The following is a 21,624-nucleotide window of genomic DNA, read 5'->3' as shown; positions in this document are numbered from 1 at the left end:
TGCATATCATCCTGAAGATGTAGTTATCCTTTTTTTACGACGATTTCGTCATGTTCAACATCCACAGTAAATCCAGAAAGCTGCTCCTCTTCAAGCAGGATCTCTGTCATTTGATCTTCAACGTGCTCTTGTATGGTTCTTCGAAGTGGACGAGCACCAAATGCAGGGTGATATCCAAGCTCTGCGATTTTTTCTTTCGCTTCATTTGTGACATGGACTGTTAAATTCTGCTCTTTTAATTGCTCTGACAGCTCATTAAGCAGAAGATCAACAATCTTCACTAAGTCCTCTCTGTCTAGTGAATCAAATTGAATGATGCTGTCAAAACGGTTCAAAAATTCTGGTTTGAAATAGCTGCTGAGCGAATCAATGAGTGATTGTTCCTCAATCGCTTCGTCCTGATCAGACTGGAAGCCGACCTTGACCGTTTTATCTGCGCTGCCTGCGTTACTTGTCATGATGATGACTGTATCTTTAAAGCTGACCGTTCTACCTTGGCTGTCTGTTAAACGGCCATCTTCCATGATTTGAAGGAACATATGCTGTACATCTGGGTGTGCTTTTTCGATTTCATCCAGCAAAATGATGCTGTAAGGTTTTCTGCGCACTTTTTCAGTCAGCTGGCCAGCTTCATCGTGTCCAACGTAACCAGGAGGAGAACCGATGAGTTTGGACACAGAGTGTTTTTCCATGTACTCACTCATATCTAAACGAATGATCGCATCTCTTGAACCGAATAATTCTTCAGCCAGCGTTTTAGACAATTCGGTTTTCCCTACACCTGTTGGTCCAACGAAAAGGAAGGAGCCTGTCGGTCTATGTTTCGATTTTAATCCAGCTCTGCTTCTTTTCACGGCTTTCGCCACTTTATCAACCGCATGCTCCTGCCCAATTACTCGTGCTTTTAGACGGACGTCAATTTCTTTCATTTTGGTTTGTTCGTCTGCTTGCAGTTTGCCGACAGGAATGCCTGTTTTTTGTTCCACAATGGCCTGAATGTCCTCTGCTGTGACGATATGCTCTTTGTCAGTTGTTTTGTTTTGAAGTCTTGCTTCAATGGCTTCTTCTTCATCGCGAAGCTTCGCTGCTTTTTCATATTGTTCTTCTTTTAGCGCAGCCTGTTTTTCTGCGGCAATTTGTGCTAGTCGGTTTGTCAGTTCATCTTCACTTGCTGCATCAATGGAGAGGTTCGCTTTTGAACCAGCTTCATCCATTAGATCAATGGCTTTATCCGGCAAATGTCGGTCTTGAATATACCGGGAAGATAATTGAACGCACGCTTTGATGGCTTCATCTGAATAGGTGACACCATGATAGGCCTCGTACTTATCTTGAATGCCTTTTAAGATGTCGATCGCTTCATCTGGTGTTGGCTCATCCACGATAACGGGCTGGAAGCGTCGTTCGAGTGCAGCATCTTTTTCAATTTGGCGATATTCTTTTAATGTCGTCGCACCTACTAGCTGCAGTTCGCCTCTTGCAAGGGCTGGTTTTAAAATGTTTCCAGCATCCATTGATCCTTCTGCAGATCCTGCGCCCACAAGAAGGTGGATTTCATCTACAAATAAGATGATATTTTTACGGCTCTGCAGTTCTTTAATTAACTGCTTCATTCTTTCCTCAAATTGACCGCGTACACCTGTGTTTGCGACAAGTGAAGAAACATCTAATAAATAGATTTGTTTGTTCTTTAATTTATTTGGTACATCACCGCTCGCAATTTTCAGTGCGAGTCCTTCTGCGATCGCTGTTTTCCCAACACCTGGTTCACCAATAAGAACAGGGTTATTTTTATTTCTTCTATTTAAAATCTCAATGACTCTTGCGACTTCTTCATCACGGCCAATGACTGGATCAATTAAGCCAGCATTTGCTCCATCTGTTAAGTTACGGCCAAGCTCATCGAGTAAGCCTTTTTGTTTTGGCTGCTCCATGTTTGGGGCATGACCTGCCTGCTGAGAGAAGAATGAACTTCCTCCAAAAAGCTGAGGTCCCATTTTCATTTTTGACTGCTCCATCAAAGAGGTATAGCAGTCTTCACATAAAACCATTTGGCTCCGGGACGAATTTACTTGCATATTCAGGCGAATAGTTGCTTCATTTACTTGACAATGTTGACAACGCATTTGCCATGACCTCCTTAAAATAAAGTTTGACTTTATTTGACCAATGAATGTTAAAGAAAATGGTCTGTTGTTTGACCATCTTTGACTATAGTATACTCTGACCTATTTTGACTTTCAACTGTTTTGCTCAATGACAGATAAAAATCCTTTTTTGCATTTAATCATGGTTTGTCCTTCTTTTCAAGGAACTTGTCTCATAGGATAAAAAAGAGACAATCGAAAGTGATGGGTGCGGAGGGGTCACATGAAACGTTCAAATGAATCCGCTTTTCAGCTTGCCTTTGTATATGTAGGAACAGTGGTTGGAGCTGGGTTTGCGACAGGGAAAGAAATCGTAGAATTTTTTGTTCGTTTTGGCTGGATTGGACTATTAGGAATCCTGATTAGCGGTGTAATTTTTACTGGCCTTGGTGCAAAAATGATGCTGATTTCGAAACGAATCAAAGCAGAATCTTATCAAGATATGAACCGTTTTTTATTTGGCGCAGCTGCGAGTCGATATATTAATATTGTGATGTTTTTTATTTTACTCGGTGTTACCTCAGTCATGATTTCAGGTGCAGGGGCTATCTTTGAAGAACAGCTTGGCATATCCAAGGAGTATGGGATCTTTTTGACGATCATTCTGAGCGTCATTGTACTCTTTAAAGGTTCAAAAGGGCTGTTTGGTGTTAACGTCCTTGTCGTTCCAATGCTGATTTTCTTTTCATTGATTGTGTTTCTTGATTCATTTGTTTTTAGCAGCAGTGAAAGTTATGTTCTTGCGCTGCAAATGGGTGAGGGCGAGTGGATACTATCAGCAGTGTCCTATGGTGCCTTTAATTTAGCACTGTCACAGGCAGTGTTAGTACCCGTTGCAAATGAAATGACCTCTGAAGCAGTCATTAAAAAGGGAGCGGTGCTTGGGGGCGTCATGCTGACACTCATTTTGCTTGCTTGCTTTTTATCTCTTTCCTCATTAGATATGCTGGAGGCGTTTGATATTCCAATGGCCCAGGTGGTGTATCAAGTTGCAAACTCCATTCATCTCATTTATTTATTTGTCATCTTCGGTGAAGTTTTTACATCCGTCATAGGCAATTTATACGGGCTGGAGAGACAAGTAAGGGCATATATCCGAATGAACAGCATCTTTACGATATCCCTTATTCTCATATGCTGCTATGTGATTAGTAAAATTGGTTACGGTACACTGATATCAACGGTTTACCCGGTTTTTGGATATGTCAGCATCTTTTTTATTCTCTTTCTTTGTCTAAAAAAAGTGCCTGCATCGCTAGGTAAGTAAAGAAAGGATAGCCTGCATGAAGAATATGTGGTACACTATCCTCTGTGAAAATTGAACAAAAATCCGTGAAGACGGGAGAGGTTCTAGCAAAACCCTCTATAAAAAACTAAGGACTTGCCGTATCCTTGGATGTGGCATTTTTTATTTTTTATGGCTGGGACACCTCATACACATGTAAAGGTGTCTTTTCTTTTGAGAAAAATAGGGGTTTTCAGGAGCCTTTCAGATGCAGTGTTGTACGGTTGTACGCATCTGCAAAAGGAGGAGAACAGAAAATGAAAAATGAAAAAGCAGTCGTTGTCTTCAGCGGGGGACAGGACAGTACGACATGTTTATTATGGGCACTTCAACAATTTGAAGAGGTAGAAACAGTGACCTTTCATTATAATCAGCGTCATCAAGAAGAAATTGATGTCGCCAAAGGAATTGCTGACAAGTTAGGTGTGAAGAATCATTTATTAGATATGTCACTTTTAAATCAGTTGGCACCTAATGCTTTAACAAGAGATGACATTGACATTGAGGAAAAAGAAGGAGAGCTTCCTTCTACATTTGTGCCAGGAAGAAACTTAGTGTTCTTATCCTTTGCCTCTATTTTGGCGTATCAAATTGGAGCAAGACATATTATCACTGGTGTTTGTGAGACAGACTTTAGCGGCTATCCAGATTGCCGTGACGAGTTTGTGAAATCTTGCAACGTCACAGTGAATTTAGCAATGGAAAAACCATTTGTGATTCATACACCACTGATGTGGCTGAATAAAGCAGAAACATGGAAGCTGGCAGATGAGCTCAATGCACTGGATTTTGTGAAAAATGAAACGCTCACTTGCTATAACGGCATCATCTCTGATGGCTGCGGGGAATGTCCTGCGTGTAAGCTGCGGAAAAACGGCTATGACACTTATATGGAAATGAAGGAGGCAAAATAAGTGCTTTCTCAAATCTATCCACAAACCGATCATCCATTTTCATTTGAATTGAACAAAGACATGCATGTATCGGCTGCCCATTTCATCCCGCGAGAAGATGCGGGCGCATGCAGCCGTGTTCATGGTCATACGTACACCATCAACATCACAATTGCGGGCGACGACCTAGATGAATCGGGTTTCCTTGTCAATTTTAGTACATTGAAGAAGCTCATTCATGGGCAGTACGATCACACGCTGCTCAATGATCATGAGGAATTCTCATTAAACGATCGATACGCGATGCCAACCACTGAGGTGGTGGCAAAGACCGTACATGACAAAGTCGCAGCGTATTTATCGACTTTAGTGAACAAGCCAACATGTGTTCAAGTCTTTGTCAGAGAAACACCAACAAGCTACTGCATTTACCGCCCGAAACGGGTTGAGATCAATGGCTAAAGCGATTCCTGTATTAGAAATCTTCGGTCCAACCATTCAAGGAGAAGGAATGGTGATTGGACAAAAAACGATGTTTGTCAGAACGGCTGGCTGTGACTACTCTTGCAGCTGGTGTGATTCATCCTTTACATGGGACGGCTCAGCGAAGCATGATATTCAGTGGCTTGAGGCAGAAGACATTGTCAAAGAATTAAAAAGAATAGGCGGACAGGCTTTTTCTCATGTCACCATTTCAGGAGGAAATCCTGCGCTTTTAAAACAAATGGAATCCCTCATTGATTTGCTGCATGAAGAAGGGATTGATACAGCGCTTGAAACACAAGGGACGATGTATCAGGAATGGTTTTTGAAAATTGATGACTTAACCATTTCCCCTAAGCCGCCAAGCTCGAATATGAAAACAGATTTTACGAAACTAACACGTATCATAGATGAGCTGAAAAACGGAAATAGATTGCAGCATGCAAGCCTGAAGGTCGTGATCTTTGACGATCGTGATCTAGCGTATGCGAAGGATGTTCATGCGAAATACCCTGAGCTTCCTTTTTATTTGCAGGTAGGAAATGATGACACGACGACAGGTGATGATGCGTACTTATTGACGCATTTATTAAAGAAATATGAAGCGCTTGTAGATCAAGTCGCACAAGATCCAGACTTAAACCGCGTAAGAGTGCTGCCGCAGCTGCACACGTTATTGTGGGGAAATAAACGAGGCGTATAGAAAGGAAGAGATGTCATGACGACAAGAAAACCGGAAGAATTAGAAGGTGTCACGTTACTAGGAAACCAAGGAACCAATTATTTGTTTGATTACGCACCACAAGTGCTTGAAACGTTCCCAAATAAACATACAAATAGAGATTACTTTGTAAAATTCAACTGCCCAGAATTTACATCACTATGTCCGCAAACAGGACAACCGGATTTTGCAACAGTTTATATCAGCTACATCCCAAATGAAATCATGGTCGAAAGTAAATCCCTAAAATTATATTTGTTCAGCTTCCGTAACCACGGTGACTTCCATGAGGATTGTATGAACATTATTATGAACGACTTAATCGAATTGATGGACCCAAGATATATTGAAGTTTGGGGCAAATTTACGCCAAGAGGCGGTATTTCAATTGATCCGTATACGAACTATGGGAAACCTGGGACAAAGTATGAAGAAATGGCATCGTATCGTATGATGAACCATGATATGTATCCAGAAACGATTGATAATCGCTAATAAATAGGAAAAGACATGCCAGATGCATGTCTTTTTTTATGGGATTGTAGCGATTCAATCATAAAAAAAGAGAAGAGTCATGTCACTCTTCTCATACGAATGGGAATAGAACTTGCTAGGACGGCTGGGGGCTACCAGCTCGTAAATATATTATACATGACAGAACGTATGTTTGTAAAGTCGAATCATGCTTTTTTTGCTAATCTCATTTGATTTAAGATAAAATAGAGGTATTGAATGGTAAATTGGAGGCGTTTGATTTGGCAAACAAAGAAGAGCGGGCAGAGCAGCTGCTAATGGAGCTTAGAGAAGAGCTTCAAATGCTTGAACATCAAAACAAAGAACGGTATAAATGGAGTGCCTCCACATTGCTTGGAGTGATTGCCCTCTTGATTGATAAAGGAGTGATCACCCCTGAGGAAATCGAGATGTACAAGACGAAGGCGGAAATGCAAACCTTTCATACGCAAAAAGACTGACCCCTTTTTAAGTGGTATCAGTCTTTTTCATATGTGATTGTTCAAATAGAGCAAAGTTGTCAAACGAGCCAAATTTGCTTTATATATACGTATGTACCGAGCGTCTGTTTTGAGGATTGCAAATTAATGTACGGAGTCTTTGATGATTTTATAGTTTTTATGATTAACGACTGTTAGTGAATCCAGTTCTAAATCTCTATAGTTGTCCATAATGGTGACATCCACAATGACAGAGTTTTCATTCACTTTTTCAACTACACCTGTTAAACCATTTCTAAATTCGATCACATTTCCAATTTTTGCAATCTTCAACCGATCCCTCTCCTTTAAAAACAGATTTCATTCCCTATTAAAAAGTATTTTGCAATATTTTCATACCAATGTAAAGGATAAAGACGTTTTTGTTTTGTTTTCGTTGTATGCTCTTCTAACGAATGGTATATTTAATATTTGATCATGGCTGAAAAGGAGCGGTTTTTTTGACTGAAGAACAAATCCTCACAATCATCGAATCTTTACGGAATGGGACGGAAAAACAGGTGACCATCCAAAAAGATGACTTTTTAACGTTTCGTTCTGTTTTGGTGAATCAAGATGATTTTAAACATTTTCGCGGAATCGCCAAACATGGTGGAGATGTTATTTTTGAATATCTTACAGAAGCAAGAAGCTAAAGCTTTTTCTCATTGATGAGAGAAAGCTTTTTTATTTTCGTTCTTTTGTCATACTTCAAACCACTTTGATACATATGAAAAGAAAATGTAATAACCCATAAACAGGAGCATAAGGATGATGATAGGTGAAAAAGGGACCTTTTTAAGCGCTAACAATTCCATTTTATGTGCGCAAAACTAGGACATGCCATTTAATGACGGAATTTGGACAGGCATGTAAATCTTTGTGCGTGAAAATAGAATGAGGTCTTGTTAGAGTGGACAAGTATCTTACAGCCTACTTTAATTAAAGGAGGAAAAAGGCGAATGATTAAAATTCATACAGCTCTTTTTGTCATCCTTATGCTGGTTGCAGCGATGAAGATGGACAATATACAAGAGCAGCAAGGCACATTAAGTCACGAACTTTCACAAGCACCTGTTAAACATCAGCTTTCATATATAGATCAAGGTCACGATCAAGTCATCCCAGCATTTTCTGAAGAGAAGCGTCAGCCAAAAGTGAAAATGCTAAGTACGTCAACAGAAGAAAAGTCTTCAAAACCGAAGCAAAAGAAAAAAGTAAAATCTGAAACGACGAATAAGGCAAGCGGCAAACAGTATTCTAATGAAGAAATGGACTTGCTTTCTCGATTGGTTCACGCTGAAGCGAAAGGTGAATCTTACGAAGGGAAAAAAGCGGTAGCAAGCGTTGTTTTAAACAGAGTAGAGCATCGTTCTTTTCCTGACAGCGTGAAAGGTGTGATCTATCAGCGAAATGCTTTCCAGCCAGTATCGAATGGAAGTATTCATGATAAGGCAGATCAAGATTCCATTAAAGCTGTGAAGCAGGTAGTAAAAGAGCATGACAGAACAACAAAGGCTATCTATTTTTATAATCCAAAAACGGCAACAGATCATTGGATTCGTTCCCGCAAAATTGTAGAACGCATCGGACGTCACGTATTTGCCGTATAAAGAAAAAGAGCGATCAATGAGATTGCTCTTTTTTTGTCTTCAATTATTAAAATATTTTTTAGACTTGTCTCATAGAATGTGAAAAGAATTTGCTTTAGACAAGGGGAGGCTACATGAATCGATTTGTAAAAGGGGTCATTCTGCTATCTGTCGCAGCTTTTATTGCGGAGTGTATCGAGTTTTTAGTCAATATGATTTTAGCGAGAGAGCTTGGAGAACATGGAATGGGTTTATATATGAGTATCCTTCCAATCATCATGCTTGTCCTTGTGATCGCCAGCTTAGAGCTGCCAGTCTCCATTTCTAAATTCATTGCAGAATCACATGAGCGTCTCCACAAAAGTATGCTCCGTCATGCCTTTAAAATGACGCTTGTGGTGACAAGTACAACAACAGGTATAGCAGCCATTGTACTGCCTTTCATTCCAGTGTTTCAGTCGTATCATCCGCTTATGAAGGGCCTAGTGCTGTCACTTATCCCGATTATTGCGTTTACCTCCATTGCCCGCGGCTACTTTATGGGAAAGCAGCAAATGGGCAGAATCGCTCTAGCCAATATGATGAAGAAAACAATCCAGCTGATCTGCTTATTTTTGTTTTTTCATTGGTATTCGTTTGATATTGAAACAGCAGTACTCATCGCCATCGGTGTCATTGTTGCGAGTGATCTTGTCGTCTTTATTTATTTATACTCCCAATACGTCATGGCGAAAAATGCTGTGAATGTCAGGTCTGTTGAATTAAGAGGGATTGATGTGCGAAAGCGCCTATTAGCCGTTTCCATACCGACAACGGGCATGCGCATCTTTCATGCGATCGCTAATGCGGTTGAACCATTTTTAATCAAAGGAGCGCTCGTTGCAGCAGGCATCTCTGGAACACTTGCTGTTGATCATTACGGCATGCTGGCTGGTGTCGCAATGTCAATCGGTTTTTTCCCAGCGTTTATCGCTCATTCGATCATGATTGTGATGATTCCGAGTGTCTCTGAAGCCTATGCTTTAGGTCAGTATGATCTTGTGAAAAAACGTGTCAGACAGGCAATTCTCATAACGTTTGGATACGGGGTGCCGGCAGTGATGGTCATGTATTATTTTGCTTACCCGCTCACACAGCTCTTTTTTGATTCACCGCAAGCTGCTGTCTATTTACAGCTGCTTTGGCCATACTTTTTATGCCACCTGTTTGTGATGCCGTTTCAAGCGTGTTTAATCGGTATGGGGCTCATCAAAGATGTGTTCCTACATAATATATGGGTGCATGTCGTCTCTTTTTCTATGGTGTATTTCCTCGGTTCAATGGAAAGCTTGAATATGATGGGGGTCATTTTAGGGATGAACACAGGCATGCTGCTTTTGACTGCCCTGCATTATGCGACGATTTGTAAGGAGCTCGGCGTTTCAATGTTTCTTACATTGAAAAAAGCTTGAATGTCATCACCATCGAGAGGGCAAGCTATAAGAAAACTGGGAAGGAAGATCCTGATGAATCGTAAACGTCTACCCGCCAGTCTTCTAATGATGACCATGCTGCTATTTCTCATGAGCGCAGCAGCGGAAGCAAAAGAGCCTGTGATGGCGCCAAGAATAGAGGCACCGACATTAACTGGTGAAATGCAGATGGTTCCCACAAAAGGGAAAAAGACCATTTTGCATTTTTGGACAACATGGTGTCCGTCCTGCAAAATGGAACTGCCCGAATTTGAACAGATTGTGAAAGAAAATCAGAGTGATGTTGACATATTGACCGTGAATTTACTAGGTGCTGAACAAAGTAAACATGCTGTTGCCCAATTTGTGAAAGACAGAAGGTTTACATTCCCGATCATACTAGATGAACACGGAGAAATGATGAAGAAATATCAAATTATCACCATTCCAACGACCTTTTTGATTAATGAAAAAGGAGAAGTGGTGAAAAATCATGTAGGTCCACTGACGAAAAAACAAATCAAAGAGTGGACGAATTCGTAGAACCAATCCTTTCTGTGAAAGAACCAATTCTGTTGGTTCTTTTTTTGTGTTCATTTGCTTTTCATCTGAATACACTGTGCTCAGAAGAAGAAGGAACGGTCTATATCAATAATGATAATTATTATCAAAAAGAAATTATAATAATTATTAATTGAAAATTGTTCAGAACCTGTTATAATGAGTTACAGACCAATAAAAAGCTTGAAATAGCAGAAAATATAGATGGAATAAGAAACGGGCAACGATTGATAATGTGAAAACGATTATCAATTAGAGAGGAGAAAACAATCATGAATGAGAATACAGCACTTTACCAAACGACAAATCAAAAGGAATCGAAATGGTCCTTACATAAATGGGCACAGCACGGAGAATTAATTGCAGCAGGGATATCGGGGATTCTCATTTTAATTGGATGGTTTCTAAAAGATGAGAGCATGTGGAGCATTCCTCTTTTCATCCTGGCATTTGTCATTGGTGGTTTTGCAAAGGCGAAAGAAGGAATTGAAGAAACGATTTCGTCTAAGACCTTGAATGTGGAACTTTTAATGATTTTCGCAGCAATAGGCTCAGCTCTGATCGGCTATTGGGCAGAAGGCGCTATTTTAATTTTTATTTTCTCACTGAGTGGTGCGCTAGAAACGTATACGTCAAATAAAAGCAAGAAAGATTTAACAGCTTTAATGAGCATTGCACCAGATGAAGCAACTTTAATTGAAGAAGATGGTACGACCATTCAAATCGCCGCTTCATCATTAACACCTGGTGACCGTATTATGATCAAAGCTGGGGAACGCATTGCAGCAGATGGTGTGATTTTAAGCGGGAGAACAAGTGTGGACGAATCTGCACTTACAGGCGAATCTGTTCCACAGGAAAAGGGGCAGGGGGAAGACGTATTTGCAGGAACAGTGAACTTAAATGGTTCCTTAACAGTGGAAGTCACTAAACATAATGAAGAAACGCTTTTCCATAAAATTATTAAACTTGTCGAATCCGCTCAAGAAAGTGTTTCGCCAAGCCAAGCATTTATTGAAAAATTTGAGGGTGCCTATGTAAAAGGTGTGCTGATCACCGTCGCAATTTTAATGGTTCTGCCTCATTTTGTACTCGGCTGGAGCATGAGTGAAACCTTCTACCGGGCAATGGTGTTTATGGTCGTTGCTTCACCTTGTGCTCTAGTTGCATCCATAATGCCAGCAGCACTGTCATTGATCTCAAATGGCGCGAGAAATGGAATGCTTGTCAAAGGAAGTGTCTTTTTAGAAAAACTAGGCACAAGCAGCATGATTGCTTTTGATAAAACGGGGACGATTACAAACGGGAAGCCAGCCGTAGAGCAAGTCGTTATGGCTAAAGGGCAGGATGAATCTGCTTTTTATCAGGCGCTCTATCAAATTGAGAGTCAATCAAACCACCCATTAGCGAAAGCAATTTCTGATATGGCAAAAGAGCACCAAACAGAAAGATCAGTCCATGTCACCATTGAAGAAACTTCTGGATTTGGTGTGAAAGCACAATTAAATGGGGAAACGTGGCGGATTGGGAAGAAAGACTTCGCTGGTAAGGCGTCAATCGACCGCGAGATGGAAGAGACAGGTGATGACCTTTCAGCGCAAGGATACACAGTGGTCTACGTTCAAAAGGGTGAAGAAGTTGTTGGCTGTCTTGGCCTTAAGGATCAAATCAGACCTGAAGCTAAAAAAATGATTCAAGAACTAAATGATTTAGGCATCCAAACCGTCATGCTGACAGGAGATCAGCAAAAAACGGCTGAAGCTATTGCGCAGGAAGCCGGCATCCAAACTGTCGTGGCTGAATGTCTTCCAGATGAAAAGGTACATGAGGTCAATCAATTAAAAAAACAAGGTAATTCAATCATCATGGTAGGAGACGGAATCAATGATGCGCCAGCACTCGCCACAGCAGATGTTGGGGTTGCGATGGGCGGAGGCACAGACGTTGCTTTAGAGACTGCGGATCTCATCTTAATGAAGAACAATTTAAATAACCTAACAAAGATGATCCGTCTTTCAAGAAAAATGAATCGAATCATTAAGCAAAACATTGTTTTCTCATTAACGGTGATCTGTCTGTTAATTTGTGCGAATTTCTTACAAGTGCTTGATTTGCCTTTTGGCGTCATCGGGCATGAAGGAAGTACGATTTTGGTCATTTTAAATGGTCTGCGTCTACTTCGTGCATCTTAGTTAATCATCAAGGCGCACTGGATATATGCCAGTGCGCTTTTGTGCGAAATACAGCAAAAACTGATACAATAGACCAGTAGTAAAACGTGTGAGGAGGATCATGATGAACCGAATGAAGAGCTTGTCTTCTTGGCTTAAGAAAGAAGACATTCAAGGTGCATTTATACATACAAAGGAAAATGTGTTTTATCTATCTGGATACTTCACAGAGCCGCATGAAAGAGTGATGGGGCTGTTTGTGTTTCAAGAGGCAGAACCATTTTTTATTTTGCCTAAAATGGAAGTCGAGCAGGCAAAAAATGCAGGATGGTCCGGCGATATCATTGGATATGAAGATCATGAGAATCCATTTGATTTCATTCAATCAGCGATAGAAAAACGAGGTGTTCATGCCGCGCGTCTTGCGATTGAAAAAGAATCGATACCGCTTCAAAGAGCAGAGCAGCTCCAAGCTGTCACCGGGGCAGAAATGTTCGTCCGGGCTGAAGATGAGCTCAATCAGCTCAGACTGATTAAAGATGAATCTGAAATTGCTACACTCAAAAAAGCGGCTCAATTAGCAGATGAAGGTGTAAAAATTGGAGTTAACGCCTTAAAAGAAGGAATCACGGAAACAGAAGTTCTCGCTGTCATTGAATATGAACTAAAGAAAAAAGGCATTCAAGGCATGTCCTTTTCAACCATGGTTCTCTTTGGTGAAAAATCAGGCGAGCCTCATGGAAATCCTGGGCAGGCAGCCTTAAAAAAAGGCGATTTTGTGTTATTTGACCTTGGTGTCATTGTCGATGGATATTGCTCAGACATCACAAGAACATTCATCTATCAGGAAGCTTCTGAAAAACAAAAGGACATTTATCAAACCGTCTTAAATGCAGAAATGGCAGCACTTGAAATGAGTAAGCCCGGCGTTAGAATCGGTGATCTTGACTTAAAAGCCCGCGGGCTCATCACAGAAGCGGGATATGGTGAATATTTCCCGCATCGCCTCGGACATGGGTTGGGGGTTTCTGTTCATGAGTTTCCTTCAATGAGTCAGGCAAATGACGACCTTCTGCAAGAAGGTATGGTGTATACGATTGAACCAGGAATTTATGTCCCGGGAGTCGGCGGCGTAAGAATTGAAGATGATGTTCTCATTACGGCAGATGGTCCAGTCACTTTAACCAATTATCCGAAAGAGCTGACAATCATTAAGTAATGAAAAAAATCACGATGAACGTCCAGGTCTTGGAAGCGTCATCGTGATTTTTTATCACTCTTCTCGATCCTTATCAACAAAAAAATCATCAATTGATTCAAACGGTTTGATTTTATGTTCTTTTCCTAAAGGATGTAATGCAAAACGAGCAGAAAACAAAACAGTCATACATAATATAATCCATATGATGAAACCCATCTTGAATTCCCCTTTCCATCCAGTGATTTGTTCAGCTCACATACATCTTAAAGTATGAAACGCTTACCATATCAAGAGAAAGTAGGAGAAAAAATGGCAAACATAAGGGAGATTGCGAAAAGAGCGGGTGTATCTGTGACAACCGTATCACGTGTGTTGAATGAGCATCCTTATGTTAAAGAAGAAAAAAGGGAACGTGTTCTACAAGCGATGGAAGAGCTCAAGTATACGAGAAACATCCAGGCGGTCCATTTAGCGAAGGGCTATTCGAATATGCTTGGCATCGTCCTTCCAAACATTGAACACTCTTATTTCAGCGCACTCGTCACAGGTATTGCAGAAAAAGCACAGGCGCGCGGCATGCATTTTGCTTTATTTCAAACAGGATATGATCCATTAAAAGAAAAAGAAGCGTTAATGAGTTTAAAAGAGCGCCGTGTGGATGGTTTAATATTTTGTTCAAATGCGTTAAGTGATAGGCATATTTTAAAGTGGCAGGAATCAGGACCGATTATATTTTGTCATCCTGCGCCGCACGATAAGTGCTCAACCGTGTCGATTGCGCATGACCAAGCATTTAAGGAGGGCCTGCATCATTTGGCGGCATGCGGACATCAACGAATTGCGATCGTTCTTGCGAGAACAGAAGGAGCGAATAGCGAGTCGCGCCTTCAAGCTTATCAAGACATGATGCAATCCCTCGGGCAGACCATTGATGAGGAATGGATCATCGAAGGGAAGCTATCCCTGCTTGATGGGAAGCACTTATTTGCAGAATGGCAGAAAATGAAAAATCGTCCTACAGCTTTATTCATTACAAATGACGAAGTCTCTGCAGGCTTTTTATTAGAGGCGCAGCGTCATGACATAAAAGTAGGAGAATCACCAGCCATACTCAGCTTTCAAAATAACCAATTGAGTGAGGCGCTAGGGATTTCCAGCATTCATATTCCCCTCAAACAAATGGGGCAGGAAGCGTTTGACTTGTTTGACCGTGCATTAAAGGGAGAGAAATCAGAGAAAAGAATGCTGCCATTTCGCCTGATTGAGCGAACAACTACCGTTTTGAAAAACAATCGTTGACGCACGTTTCATCTGTTTTGTACGATAAGAGGGATTGAAAAAGAAGGAGGTGGGGATGTTCATGGAATCCTTCACCGTTGATAAAGCGTTAAATAATAATGTCATCATCGCAAGGCACCCTTCTTTGGGCGAAGTGGTTCTGATTGGGAAAGGGATTGGCTTCGGTAAAAAATCGGGGGATGTTCTCGATCAAGACGTGTTTGAAAAAATGTTTGTGTTAAAAAATACGAAGGAACAAACAGAATATAAACAACTGCTTCATCATATTGATGAGAACATGATCGAGCTTGCCAATGACGTCATTTATCATATACGAGAAAAAATGGGGCAACGGTTGAATGAGCATATTCATGTTGCACTGACCGACCATATTGCGTTTAGCTTTAAGCGGGTGCAGCAAGGCTATGATATCACGAACCCTTTTATGCTTGAGACGCAATCGCTATACCCGAAAGAATACGAGGTCGCAAAGGAAGTCGTTGAACTGATTAACGAGCGGCCAGATGTCAAAACGAAGCTGCCAGAAGGAGAAATCGGCTTTATAGCGCTCCATATCCATTCAGCTTTGACGAATCGGCCATTATCTGAGGTGAACCGTCATTCGCAGCTGATTACACAAATGGTCCAAGTCATAGAAGATTCATTTCATATGAAAGTAGACAGAGAAAGTATTCATTATTTACGCTTATTACGCCATATTACGTTTTCAATTGAACGTATTAAACGGGGAGAATCTTTAGAGGAGCCAGAAAAATTGCTTCATCTATTGAAAAATGAATATCCTTTATGCTACAATACTGCTTGGAAAATGATCAAAATTTTGCAGCATGCATTGAAAAAGCCTGTACAGGATGCTGAGGCTGTCTACTTGACACTTCATCTGTACAGATTGACAAATAAAATTTCATAGTTTCCTTGAAACGTGTAACTGATTCGATCAGGCATGAGTGACTTAAGGTAAATACAGGATAAGATCCTGTTATTTGCGCAACCTTATATCACCATGCCTTTTTTGCGTTTGAAAGTGAAATGTAAACGGTTAATTATGAAATGTACGTCAGGGAGCAGCCCAAATGTATGTTGTAAGCGAAAACAAAAGGAGGTTCAACCAGTGTTTAAATCACTTTTTGGTGTGTTGCAAAAAATTGGACGAGCTCTCATGCTTCCAGTTGCGATCCTTCCTGCTGCCGGTATTTTACTAGCACTTGGGAATGCGATGCAAAATCCGCAGTTGATTGATGTAGCTCAATTTTTAAGCAATGATACAATTCAGCTTGTTGCAAGTGTCATGGAGAATGCGGGGAACATCGTCTTCTCGAATCTTCCGCTATTATTTGCTGTAGGGGTTGCCATCGGTCTTGCAAATGGAGACGGAGTGGCAGGGATTGCCGCTATCATCGGTTACCTTGTCATGAACGTAACGATGAGTGCCGTATTAATGGCCAACGGATCTATTCCATCCGATTCAATCAAATTGGCTAAGTTCTTTAAGGAAAGCCATCCAGCATATGTGAATATGCTCGGTATACCGACCTTGTCTACCGGCGTTTTTGGCGGGATTATCGTCGGGGTATTAGCCGCTTATATGTTTAATAAATTTTACAAGATTGAGCTTCCGCAATACCTTGGCTTCTTTGCAGGTAAGCGTTTTGTTCCAATCGTCACTTCTATTTCAGCACTTATTTTAGGGCTTTTGATGCTAGTCATTTGGCCGCCAATCCAAGGTGCATTGAACTCATTTTCAACAGGACTGCTTGCAGCAAATGAGCCGCTGGCTGCCTTTGTATTCGGAGTCATTGAACGCTCATTAATTCCGTTTGGTCTGCACCACATATTCTACGCACCATTCTGGTATGAATTTTTTAGCTATAAGAGCTTATCAGGAGATATTATCCGTGGAGACCAGCGTATTTTCATGGCGCAAATCAAAGATGGTGTTCAGCTGACAGCTGGTACATTCATGACAGGGAAATATCCGTTCATGATGTTCGGTCTTCCAGCAGCAGCTCTTGCGATTTACCATGAAGCAAAACCAAAGAATAAAAAGCTTGTAGCAGGAATTATGGGATCAGCAGCCCTTACTTCTTTCCTAACAGGGATCACTGAACCGCTTGAATTCTCATTCTTGTTTGTAGCACCGATATTATTTGCGATTCACTGTGTATTTGCTGGATTATCCTTTATGATAATGGATATTCTAAACGTGAAAATCGGGATGACCTTCTCAGGAGGGTTAATCGACTTCTTCCTATTTGGTATCCTGCCGAATAGAACCGCTTGGTGGCTTGTCATTCCAGTAGGTCTCGTACTTGCTGTCATTTACTACTTCGGATTTAGATTCGCAATTCGCAAATTTAATCTGAAAACGCCAGGCCGCGAGGATGAAGCAGCAGACGGAGCAAGTGAGGCGAAGTCTGAAAAAGGGAATGACTTGCCTTATGAAATCCTTGAAGCAATGGGTGATCAAGAAAACATTAAGCACCTTGATGCTTGTATCACGCGTTTACGTGTTACTGTCAATGATCAGAAGAAAGTGGACAAAGACCGCTTGAAAAAGCTTGGCGCTTCTGGTGTTCTCGAAGTAGGGAACAACATCCAGGCAATTTTCGGCCCGCGTTCTGATAATTTAAAAACACAAATGCAGGATATCATTGCAGGCCGCACGCCTCGTCCAGCGAAAGACCCTTCTGCAAAAGAAGAAGTCAGCCAGCAGGTCGAAGAAGTCATTGCAAAGCCGCTTCAAAATGAACAAGGGGAAGAAATTTTTGCTTCACCAATTACAGGGGAGCTTCATCCAATTACAGATGTACCAGATCAAGTATTCTCAGGGAAAATGATGGGTGACGGTTTCGCTATCTTGCCAACAGATGGAACGGTTGTTTCACCGGTAAGAGGGAAGATCTTAAATGTGTTCCCGACGAAACACGCCATTGGCCTGCAATCTGACGGTGGACTTGAAATTTTAATCCACTTCGGAATTGATACGGTCGGCCTCAAAGGAGAAGGATTTGAAGCATTTGTACAAGAGGGAGATCAAGTAGAAATCGGTCAAAAACTTTTAGAGGTTGATATTGATAAAATTAAGTCTGAAGTACCATCTTTGATGACACCAATTGTATTTACCAACTTAAGTGAAGGACAATTTATTGACCTTCAAGAATCCGGTGAAATCAAAGCTGGACAAGAAAACATCATGAAAATTTCAAAATAATTTTCATAACTGCCGTTCTTGTTAGATGACAAGCTCGGCAGTATGATATAATATTGTGGATGTATTAATTGTATAAAAAGGAGATTGATAAAAATGGCTCAACAAACATTCAAAGTAACTGCAGATTCTGGAATTCACGCACGTCCTGCAACAGTTCTTGTACAAACTGCAAGTAAATATGATGCTGATATCAACTTAGAATATAATGGTAAAACAGTGAACCTGAAATCTATTATGGGTGTAATGTCTCTAGGAATTGCGAAAGGTGCTACAATCACAATCTCTGCTTCTGGTTCTGATGAAAATGATGCACTTGCTGCGCTTAAAGACACAATGAAAAGTGAAGGCCTAGGCGAGTAATGCAACAACTGAAAGGAATCGGTGCTTCAGCAGGCGTTGCAATTGCAAAAGCATATCGTCTGGAAGAACCAGATTTAACAGTTCACCAAAAAGACATCAACGATCCAGAGACAGAAGTGAAGCGTTTTGAAGAAGCAATTCATGTTTCTAAACAAGAACTTGAAGCAATTAAAGAACATGCGCTAAAAGAACTTGGCCAAGACAAAGCAGATATCTTTTCTGCCCACCTTCTTGTGTTAAGTGATCCTGAACTGCTTAACCCAGTAAAGGATAAAATTAGTGCTGACAAAGTAAATGCTGAATTTGCTTTAAAAGAAACAGCGACAATGTTTGTCACAATGTTCGAAGCAATGGACAATGAATACATGAAGGAACGTGCAGCGGATATTCGCGACGTCACAAAACGTGTTATTGGACATTTACTAGGCGTTGACATTCCAAATCCAAGCATGATTTCTGAAGAAGTCATCATCATAGCTGAAGATTTAACACCTTCTGATACTGCTCAGCTGAACAGACAATTTGTTAAAGGCTTTGCGACAGATATCGGCGGTCGTACTTCTCACTCAGCGATCATGGCGAGATCTATGGAGATTCCAGCAGTTGTTGGGACAAAAGAAGCAACAAAAACGGTGAAAAACGATGATCTGATCATTGTGGATGGTATTACTGGAGACGTCATCATTCAGCCTTCTGAAGATGAAGTGAAAGCGTATCAAAAAAAGCATGAAGACTACTTAGCTCAAAAAGCGGAATGGGCGAAACTTGTTGACCAGCCAACGGTTACAAAAGACGGCGTTCACGTAGAGCTAGCTGCAAATATCGGAACACCTGAAGATGTAAAAGGTGTACTTGAAAATGGCGGCGAAGCAGTCGGATTGTACCGTACCGAATTTTTATACATGGGCAGAGACCAGCTTCCTACAGAAGAAGAGCAGTTCGATGCGTATAAAACCGTTTTAGAAAAGATGGAAGGGAAAGCAGTGGTTGTTCGCACACTAGATATTGGTGGCGATAAAGAACTTCCTTACTTGCAGCTTCCAAAAGAAATGAACCCGTTCCTTGGCTATAGAGCTATTCGCCTTTGCCTGGAAGAGCAGGAGATTTTCAGAACTCAACTACGCGCCTTACTTCGTGCAAGTACATATGGAAACTTGAAAATCATGTTCCCTATGATCGCGACATTATCAGAATTTAGAGAAGCAAAAGCCATTTTACTTGAAGAAAAAGAAGCATTGGTTGCCTCTGGTACAGACGTTTCTGATTCCATTGAAATCGGAATGATGGTAGAAATTCCATCAACGGCTGTCATCGCAGACCAATTTGCAAAAGAAGTAGATTTCTTCAGTATTGGAACGAATGATTTGATTCAATACACAATGGCTGCTGATCGAATGAACGAACGAGTGTCTTATCTTTACCAGCCTTACAACCCAGCGATTTTACGTCTCATTACGCTTGTGATTGAAGCAGCGCATAAAGAGGGTAAATGGGTCGGCATGTGCGGTGAGATGGCAGGAGATGAAATCGCAATCCCGCTTCTACTCGGATTAGGATTAGATGAATTCTCAATGAGTGCAACATCCATTCTTCCAGCTAGAACACAGCTAAGCAAGCTATCTAAGGAAGAAGCTGCATCATTTAAAGAGCATATTTTATCACTTAGCACAACAGAAGAAGTGGTTGATTTCGTCAAGAAAACATTTCAACAGAACTAAGTGAATGAAAACCAGACAGGTGAAACTGTCTGGTTTTTTTGTCGAATTTTATCATATTGAGTCATATTGGGCAGTGAGAAGGGCACCCTATTATTAAAAAATGGAGGTGACCAGATTGCCTTTCTCAGACTATAAACCAGGTGATCAAGTATATGTGATTTATCGAAATCCACATGCTGCAAACGTAGCACAAATTAAAGAAGCAGAAATTGTTTCACATCCTTACAACGAAGAAGAGCTTGCCCTCTTTTTACTTGAAACGTATCATCCACTAGCACCTGATGATGCTGTTTTTCCAACATATGAAGAAGCAGAAGCACTTTATCAAGACTTATTTGAATAAGGGAGATTTTAGAAAGGATAAAAGCCATCCTGTGCGGTTAAAGTAACGGTATAAAAACGTTAAAGGTAAGGATGTGCTTAATATGATCAAACCTTTCGTCCCCCAGCTTGTTTACATTGAACCCCGGGCGTTAGAGTACCCGTTAGGACGAGAGCTGAAGGAAAAGTTCGAGGGTATGGGAATCGAAATAAGAGAAACAACCTCACACAACCAGGTAAGAAATATTCCGGGGAAAAATGACCTGCAAAAATATCGTAACGCGAAGTCAACGCTTGTCATTGGTGTGAGAAAGACATTGAAGTTTGACTCGTCTAAACCATCTGCAGAGTATGCGATCCCATTTGCAACAGGATGTATGGGACATTGTCATTATTGCTATTTGCAAACAACAATGGGAAGTAAGCCCTACATTCGAACATACGTCAATGTAGAAGAAATATTAGATCAAGCTGAGCAGTACATGAACGAGCGAGCGCCAGATATCACAAGATTTGAAGCATCATGTACTTCAGACATCGTAGGAATTGATCATTTGACACACACTCTCAAACGAGCGATTGAATACTTTGGGCAAACCGACCTAGGAAAGCTTCGATTTGTCACGAAATTCCATCATGTTGATCATCTGTTAGATGCAAAGCATAATGGCCGGACAAGATTCCGTTTTAGTATTAATGCCGATTATGTCATTAAATATTTCGAGCCTGGCACATCACCGCTTGATCAGCGGATTGAAGCGGCTGTTAAGGTCGCAAAGGCAGGCTATCCTCTTGGCTTTATTATTGCTCCCATCTACATCCACGAAGGCTGGCAGGAAGGATATAAAGTTTTATTTGAAAAGCTCGATGCAGCCCTTTCTGATGATGTGAGAGACGATATCACCTTTGAAATGATTCAGCATCGCTTTACAAAACCAGCAAAGCGTGTGATTCAAAAAAACTACCCGAAATCTAAATTAGAATTAGATGAAGAAAAAAGACGATACAAGTGGGGGAGATATGGGATTGGGAAATATATCTACCAAAAAGATGAGGAACAAGAACTAAGAGAGACGTTAGAATCATATATTGATCAGTACTTTCCGTCTGCAAAGATTGAATATTTTACTTAAAGCAAGCCTATAGGGCTTGTTTTTTCTATTTAAATTTTCTTACAACTATTGAATGCTTTACCCATTTTGCCGATATATAAAATAA

The 21,624-nt window shown here is 40.8% G+C and carries 22 protein-coding genes and 1 riboswitch; of the genes, 19 read left to right on the top strand and 3 right to left on the bottom strand.

The window, feature by feature from the left end; genetic code table 11:
- Positions 1-23: 23 nt before the first annotated feature.
- Positions 24-2,126 (bottom strand): ATP-dependent Clp protease ATP-binding subunit, encoded by a 2,103-nt coding sequence (locus AC3WTB_RS02845; RefSeq protein ID WP_059376921.1) that lies wholly within the window; start codon positions 2,124-2,126, stop codon positions 24-26.
- A 244-nt stretch (positions 2,127-2,370) separates the two neighbouring features.
- Here AC3WTB_RS02845 and AC3WTB_RS02840 point away from each other — a divergent pair, with 244 nt between their 5' ends.
- The 6 genes from AC3WTB_RS02840 to AC3WTB_RS02815 all read left to right on the top strand — a co-directional run bounded on the left by AC3WTB_RS02840 (position 2,371) and on the right by AC3WTB_RS02815 (position 6,503).
- Positions 2,371-3,414, top strand: coding sequence for a YkvI family membrane protein (locus AC3WTB_RS02840; RefSeq protein ID WP_058838977.1), 1,044 nt, complete (start codon positions 2,371-2,373; stop codon positions 3,412-3,414).
- Between the two features lie 71 nt (positions 3,415-3,485).
- A riboswitch (PreQ1 riboswitch) is annotated at positions 3,486-3,530 on the top strand.
- Between the two features lie 159 nt (positions 3,531-3,689).
- On the top strand, positions 3,690-4,346 hold the full coding sequence (gene queC / locus AC3WTB_RS02835) for a 7-cyano-7-deazaguanine synthase QueC (RefSeq protein WP_366204678.1): 657 nt from the start codon (positions 3,690-3,692) through the stop codon (positions 4,344-4,346).
- Complete coding sequence (gene queD, locus AC3WTB_RS02830; protein ID WP_366204679.1) at positions 4,347-4,787, top strand: 6-carboxytetrahydropterin synthase QueD; 441 nt, start codon at positions 4,347-4,349, stop codon at positions 4,785-4,787.
- Positions 4,780-5,511: a 7-carboxy-7-deazaguanine synthase QueE gene (queE, locus tag AC3WTB_RS02825; protein ID WP_047202223.1), complete on the top strand. Its 732-nt coding sequence runs from the start codon at positions 4,780-4,782 to the stop codon at positions 5,509-5,511. Before queD ends, queE begins: the two co-directional genes overlap by 8 nt.
- 15 nt (positions 5,512-5,526) lie before the next feature.
- The gene (queF, locus tag AC3WTB_RS02820; protein ID WP_003211403.1) at positions 5,527-6,024 is read left to right on the top strand and encodes a preQ(1) synthase; all 498 of its coding nucleotides are present in this window, start codon (positions 5,527-5,529) and stop codon (positions 6,022-6,024) included.
- A 260-nt stretch (positions 6,025-6,284) separates the two neighbouring features.
- A complete protein-coding gene (locus AC3WTB_RS02815) occupies positions 6,285-6,503 on the top strand; it encodes a nitrile hydratase subunit beta (RefSeq protein WP_151284240.1) in 219 nt (72 codons plus the stop codon).
- A gap of 123 nt (positions 6,504-6,626) precedes the next feature.
- Here the strand turns inward: AC3WTB_RS02815 and AC3WTB_RS02810 are convergent, their stop codons facing one another.
- Positions 6,627-6,815 (bottom strand): YkvS family protein, encoded by a 189-nt coding sequence (locus AC3WTB_RS02810; RefSeq protein WP_003211747.1) that lies wholly within the window; start codon positions 6,813-6,815, stop codon positions 6,627-6,629.
- A 167-nt stretch (positions 6,816-6,982) separates the two neighbouring features.
- On the opposite strand from AC3WTB_RS02810, the gene ykzS reads away from it, so the two are divergent.
- From ykzS to AC3WTB_RS02780, 6 genes are all read left to right on the top strand, one after another.
- Positions 6,983-7,177, top strand: coding sequence for a protein YkzS (gene ykzS / locus AC3WTB_RS02805; RefSeq protein WP_039178090.1), 195 nt, complete (start codon positions 6,983-6,985; stop codon positions 7,175-7,177).
- A 306-nt stretch (positions 7,178-7,483) separates the two neighbouring features.
- Entirely contained in the window at positions 7,484-8,134 is a 651-nt protein-coding gene (locus AC3WTB_RS02800; protein ID WP_058837793.1) for a cell wall hydrolase, read from the top strand.
- Positions 8,135-8,247: 113 nt separating this feature from the next.
- Positions 8,248-9,564 carry a polysaccharide biosynthesis protein gene (locus tag AC3WTB_RS02795; RefSeq protein ID WP_039178095.1) on the top strand — a complete coding sequence of 439 codons (1,317 nt, stop codon included), beginning with the start codon at positions 8,248-8,250 and terminating at the stop codon, positions 9,562-9,564.
- Between the two features lie 54 nt (positions 9,565-9,618).
- The gene (gene stoA / locus AC3WTB_RS02790; RefSeq protein WP_125586301.1) at positions 9,619-10,107 is read left to right on the top strand and encodes an endospore biogenesis thiol-disulfide oxidoreductase StoA; all 489 of its coding nucleotides are present in this window, start codon (positions 9,619-9,621) and stop codon (positions 10,105-10,107) included.
- A 290-nt stretch (positions 10,108-10,397) separates the two neighbouring features.
- Complete coding sequence (locus AC3WTB_RS02785; protein WP_492333272.1) at positions 10,398-12,317, top strand: heavy metal translocating P-type ATPase; 1,920 nt, start codon at positions 10,398-10,400, stop codon at positions 12,315-12,317.
- Between the two features lie 103 nt (positions 12,318-12,420).
- A complete protein-coding gene (locus AC3WTB_RS02780) occupies positions 12,421-13,515 on the top strand; it encodes a M24 family metallopeptidase (RefSeq protein WP_075611328.1) in 1,095 nt (364 codons plus the stop codon).
- 54 nt (positions 13,516-13,569) lie between these two features.
- Here AC3WTB_RS02780 and AC3WTB_RS02775 read toward each other — a convergent pair whose 3' ends face one another.
- Entirely contained in the window at positions 13,570-13,713 is a 144-nt protein-coding gene (locus AC3WTB_RS02775) for a hypothetical protein (RefSeq protein WP_180272402.1), read from the bottom strand.
- 93 nt (positions 13,714-13,806) lie between these two features.
- On the opposite strand from AC3WTB_RS02775, the gene AC3WTB_RS02770 reads away from it, so the two are divergent.
- From AC3WTB_RS02770 to splB, 7 genes are all read left to right on the top strand, one after another.
- The gene (locus AC3WTB_RS02770) at positions 13,807-14,796 is read left to right on the top strand and encodes a LacI family DNA-binding transcriptional regulator (protein ID WP_492333271.1); all 990 of its coding nucleotides are present in this window, start codon (positions 13,807-13,809) and stop codon (positions 14,794-14,796) included.
- Positions 14,797-14,857: 61 nt separating this feature from the next.
- Positions 14,858-15,706: a glucose PTS transporter transcription antiterminator GlcT gene (gene glcT / locus AC3WTB_RS02765; protein WP_175297138.1), complete on the top strand. Its 849-nt coding sequence runs from the start codon at positions 14,858-14,860 to the stop codon at positions 15,704-15,706.
- Positions 15,707-15,907: 201 nt separating this feature from the next.
- Positions 15,908-18,007 carry a glucose-specific PTS transporter subunit IIBC gene (gene ptsG / locus AC3WTB_RS02760; RefSeq protein ID WP_039178107.1) on the top strand — a complete coding sequence of 700 codons (2,100 nt, stop codon included), beginning with the start codon at positions 15,908-15,910 and terminating at the stop codon, positions 18,005-18,007.
- A 93-nt stretch (positions 18,008-18,100) separates the two neighbouring features.
- Positions 18,101-18,367 carry a phosphocarrier protein HPr gene (locus AC3WTB_RS02755; protein ID WP_003211078.1) on the top strand — a complete coding sequence of 89 codons (267 nt, stop codon included), beginning with the start codon at positions 18,101-18,103 and terminating at the stop codon, positions 18,365-18,367.
- Complete coding sequence (gene ptsP / locus AC3WTB_RS02750; protein ID WP_492333270.1) at positions 18,367-20,085, top strand: phosphoenolpyruvate--protein phosphotransferase; 1,719 nt, start codon at positions 18,367-18,369, stop codon at positions 20,083-20,085. Before AC3WTB_RS02755 ends, ptsP begins: the two co-directional genes overlap by 1 nt.
- 115 nt (positions 20,086-20,200) lie before the next feature.
- Positions 20,201-20,428, top strand: a complete 228-nt coding sequence (locus AC3WTB_RS02745; protein WP_003211490.1) for a transcriptional regulator SplA domain-containing protein — start codon at positions 20,201-20,203, stop codon at positions 20,426-20,428.
- Positions 20,429-20,510: 82 nt separating this feature from the next.
- Complete coding sequence (gene splB, locus AC3WTB_RS02740; protein ID WP_039178111.1) at positions 20,511-21,539, top strand: spore photoproduct lyase; 1,029 nt, start codon at positions 20,511-20,513, stop codon at positions 21,537-21,539.
- Positions 21,540-21,624: the final 85 nt, after the last annotated feature.

The sequence above is a fragment of the Bacillus sp. EB106-04-04-XG123 genome (assembly GCF_058791855.1).
The sequence above is the reverse complement of the archived record's forward strand: the minus strand, read 5'-3'. Positions and strand labels throughout refer to the sequence as shown.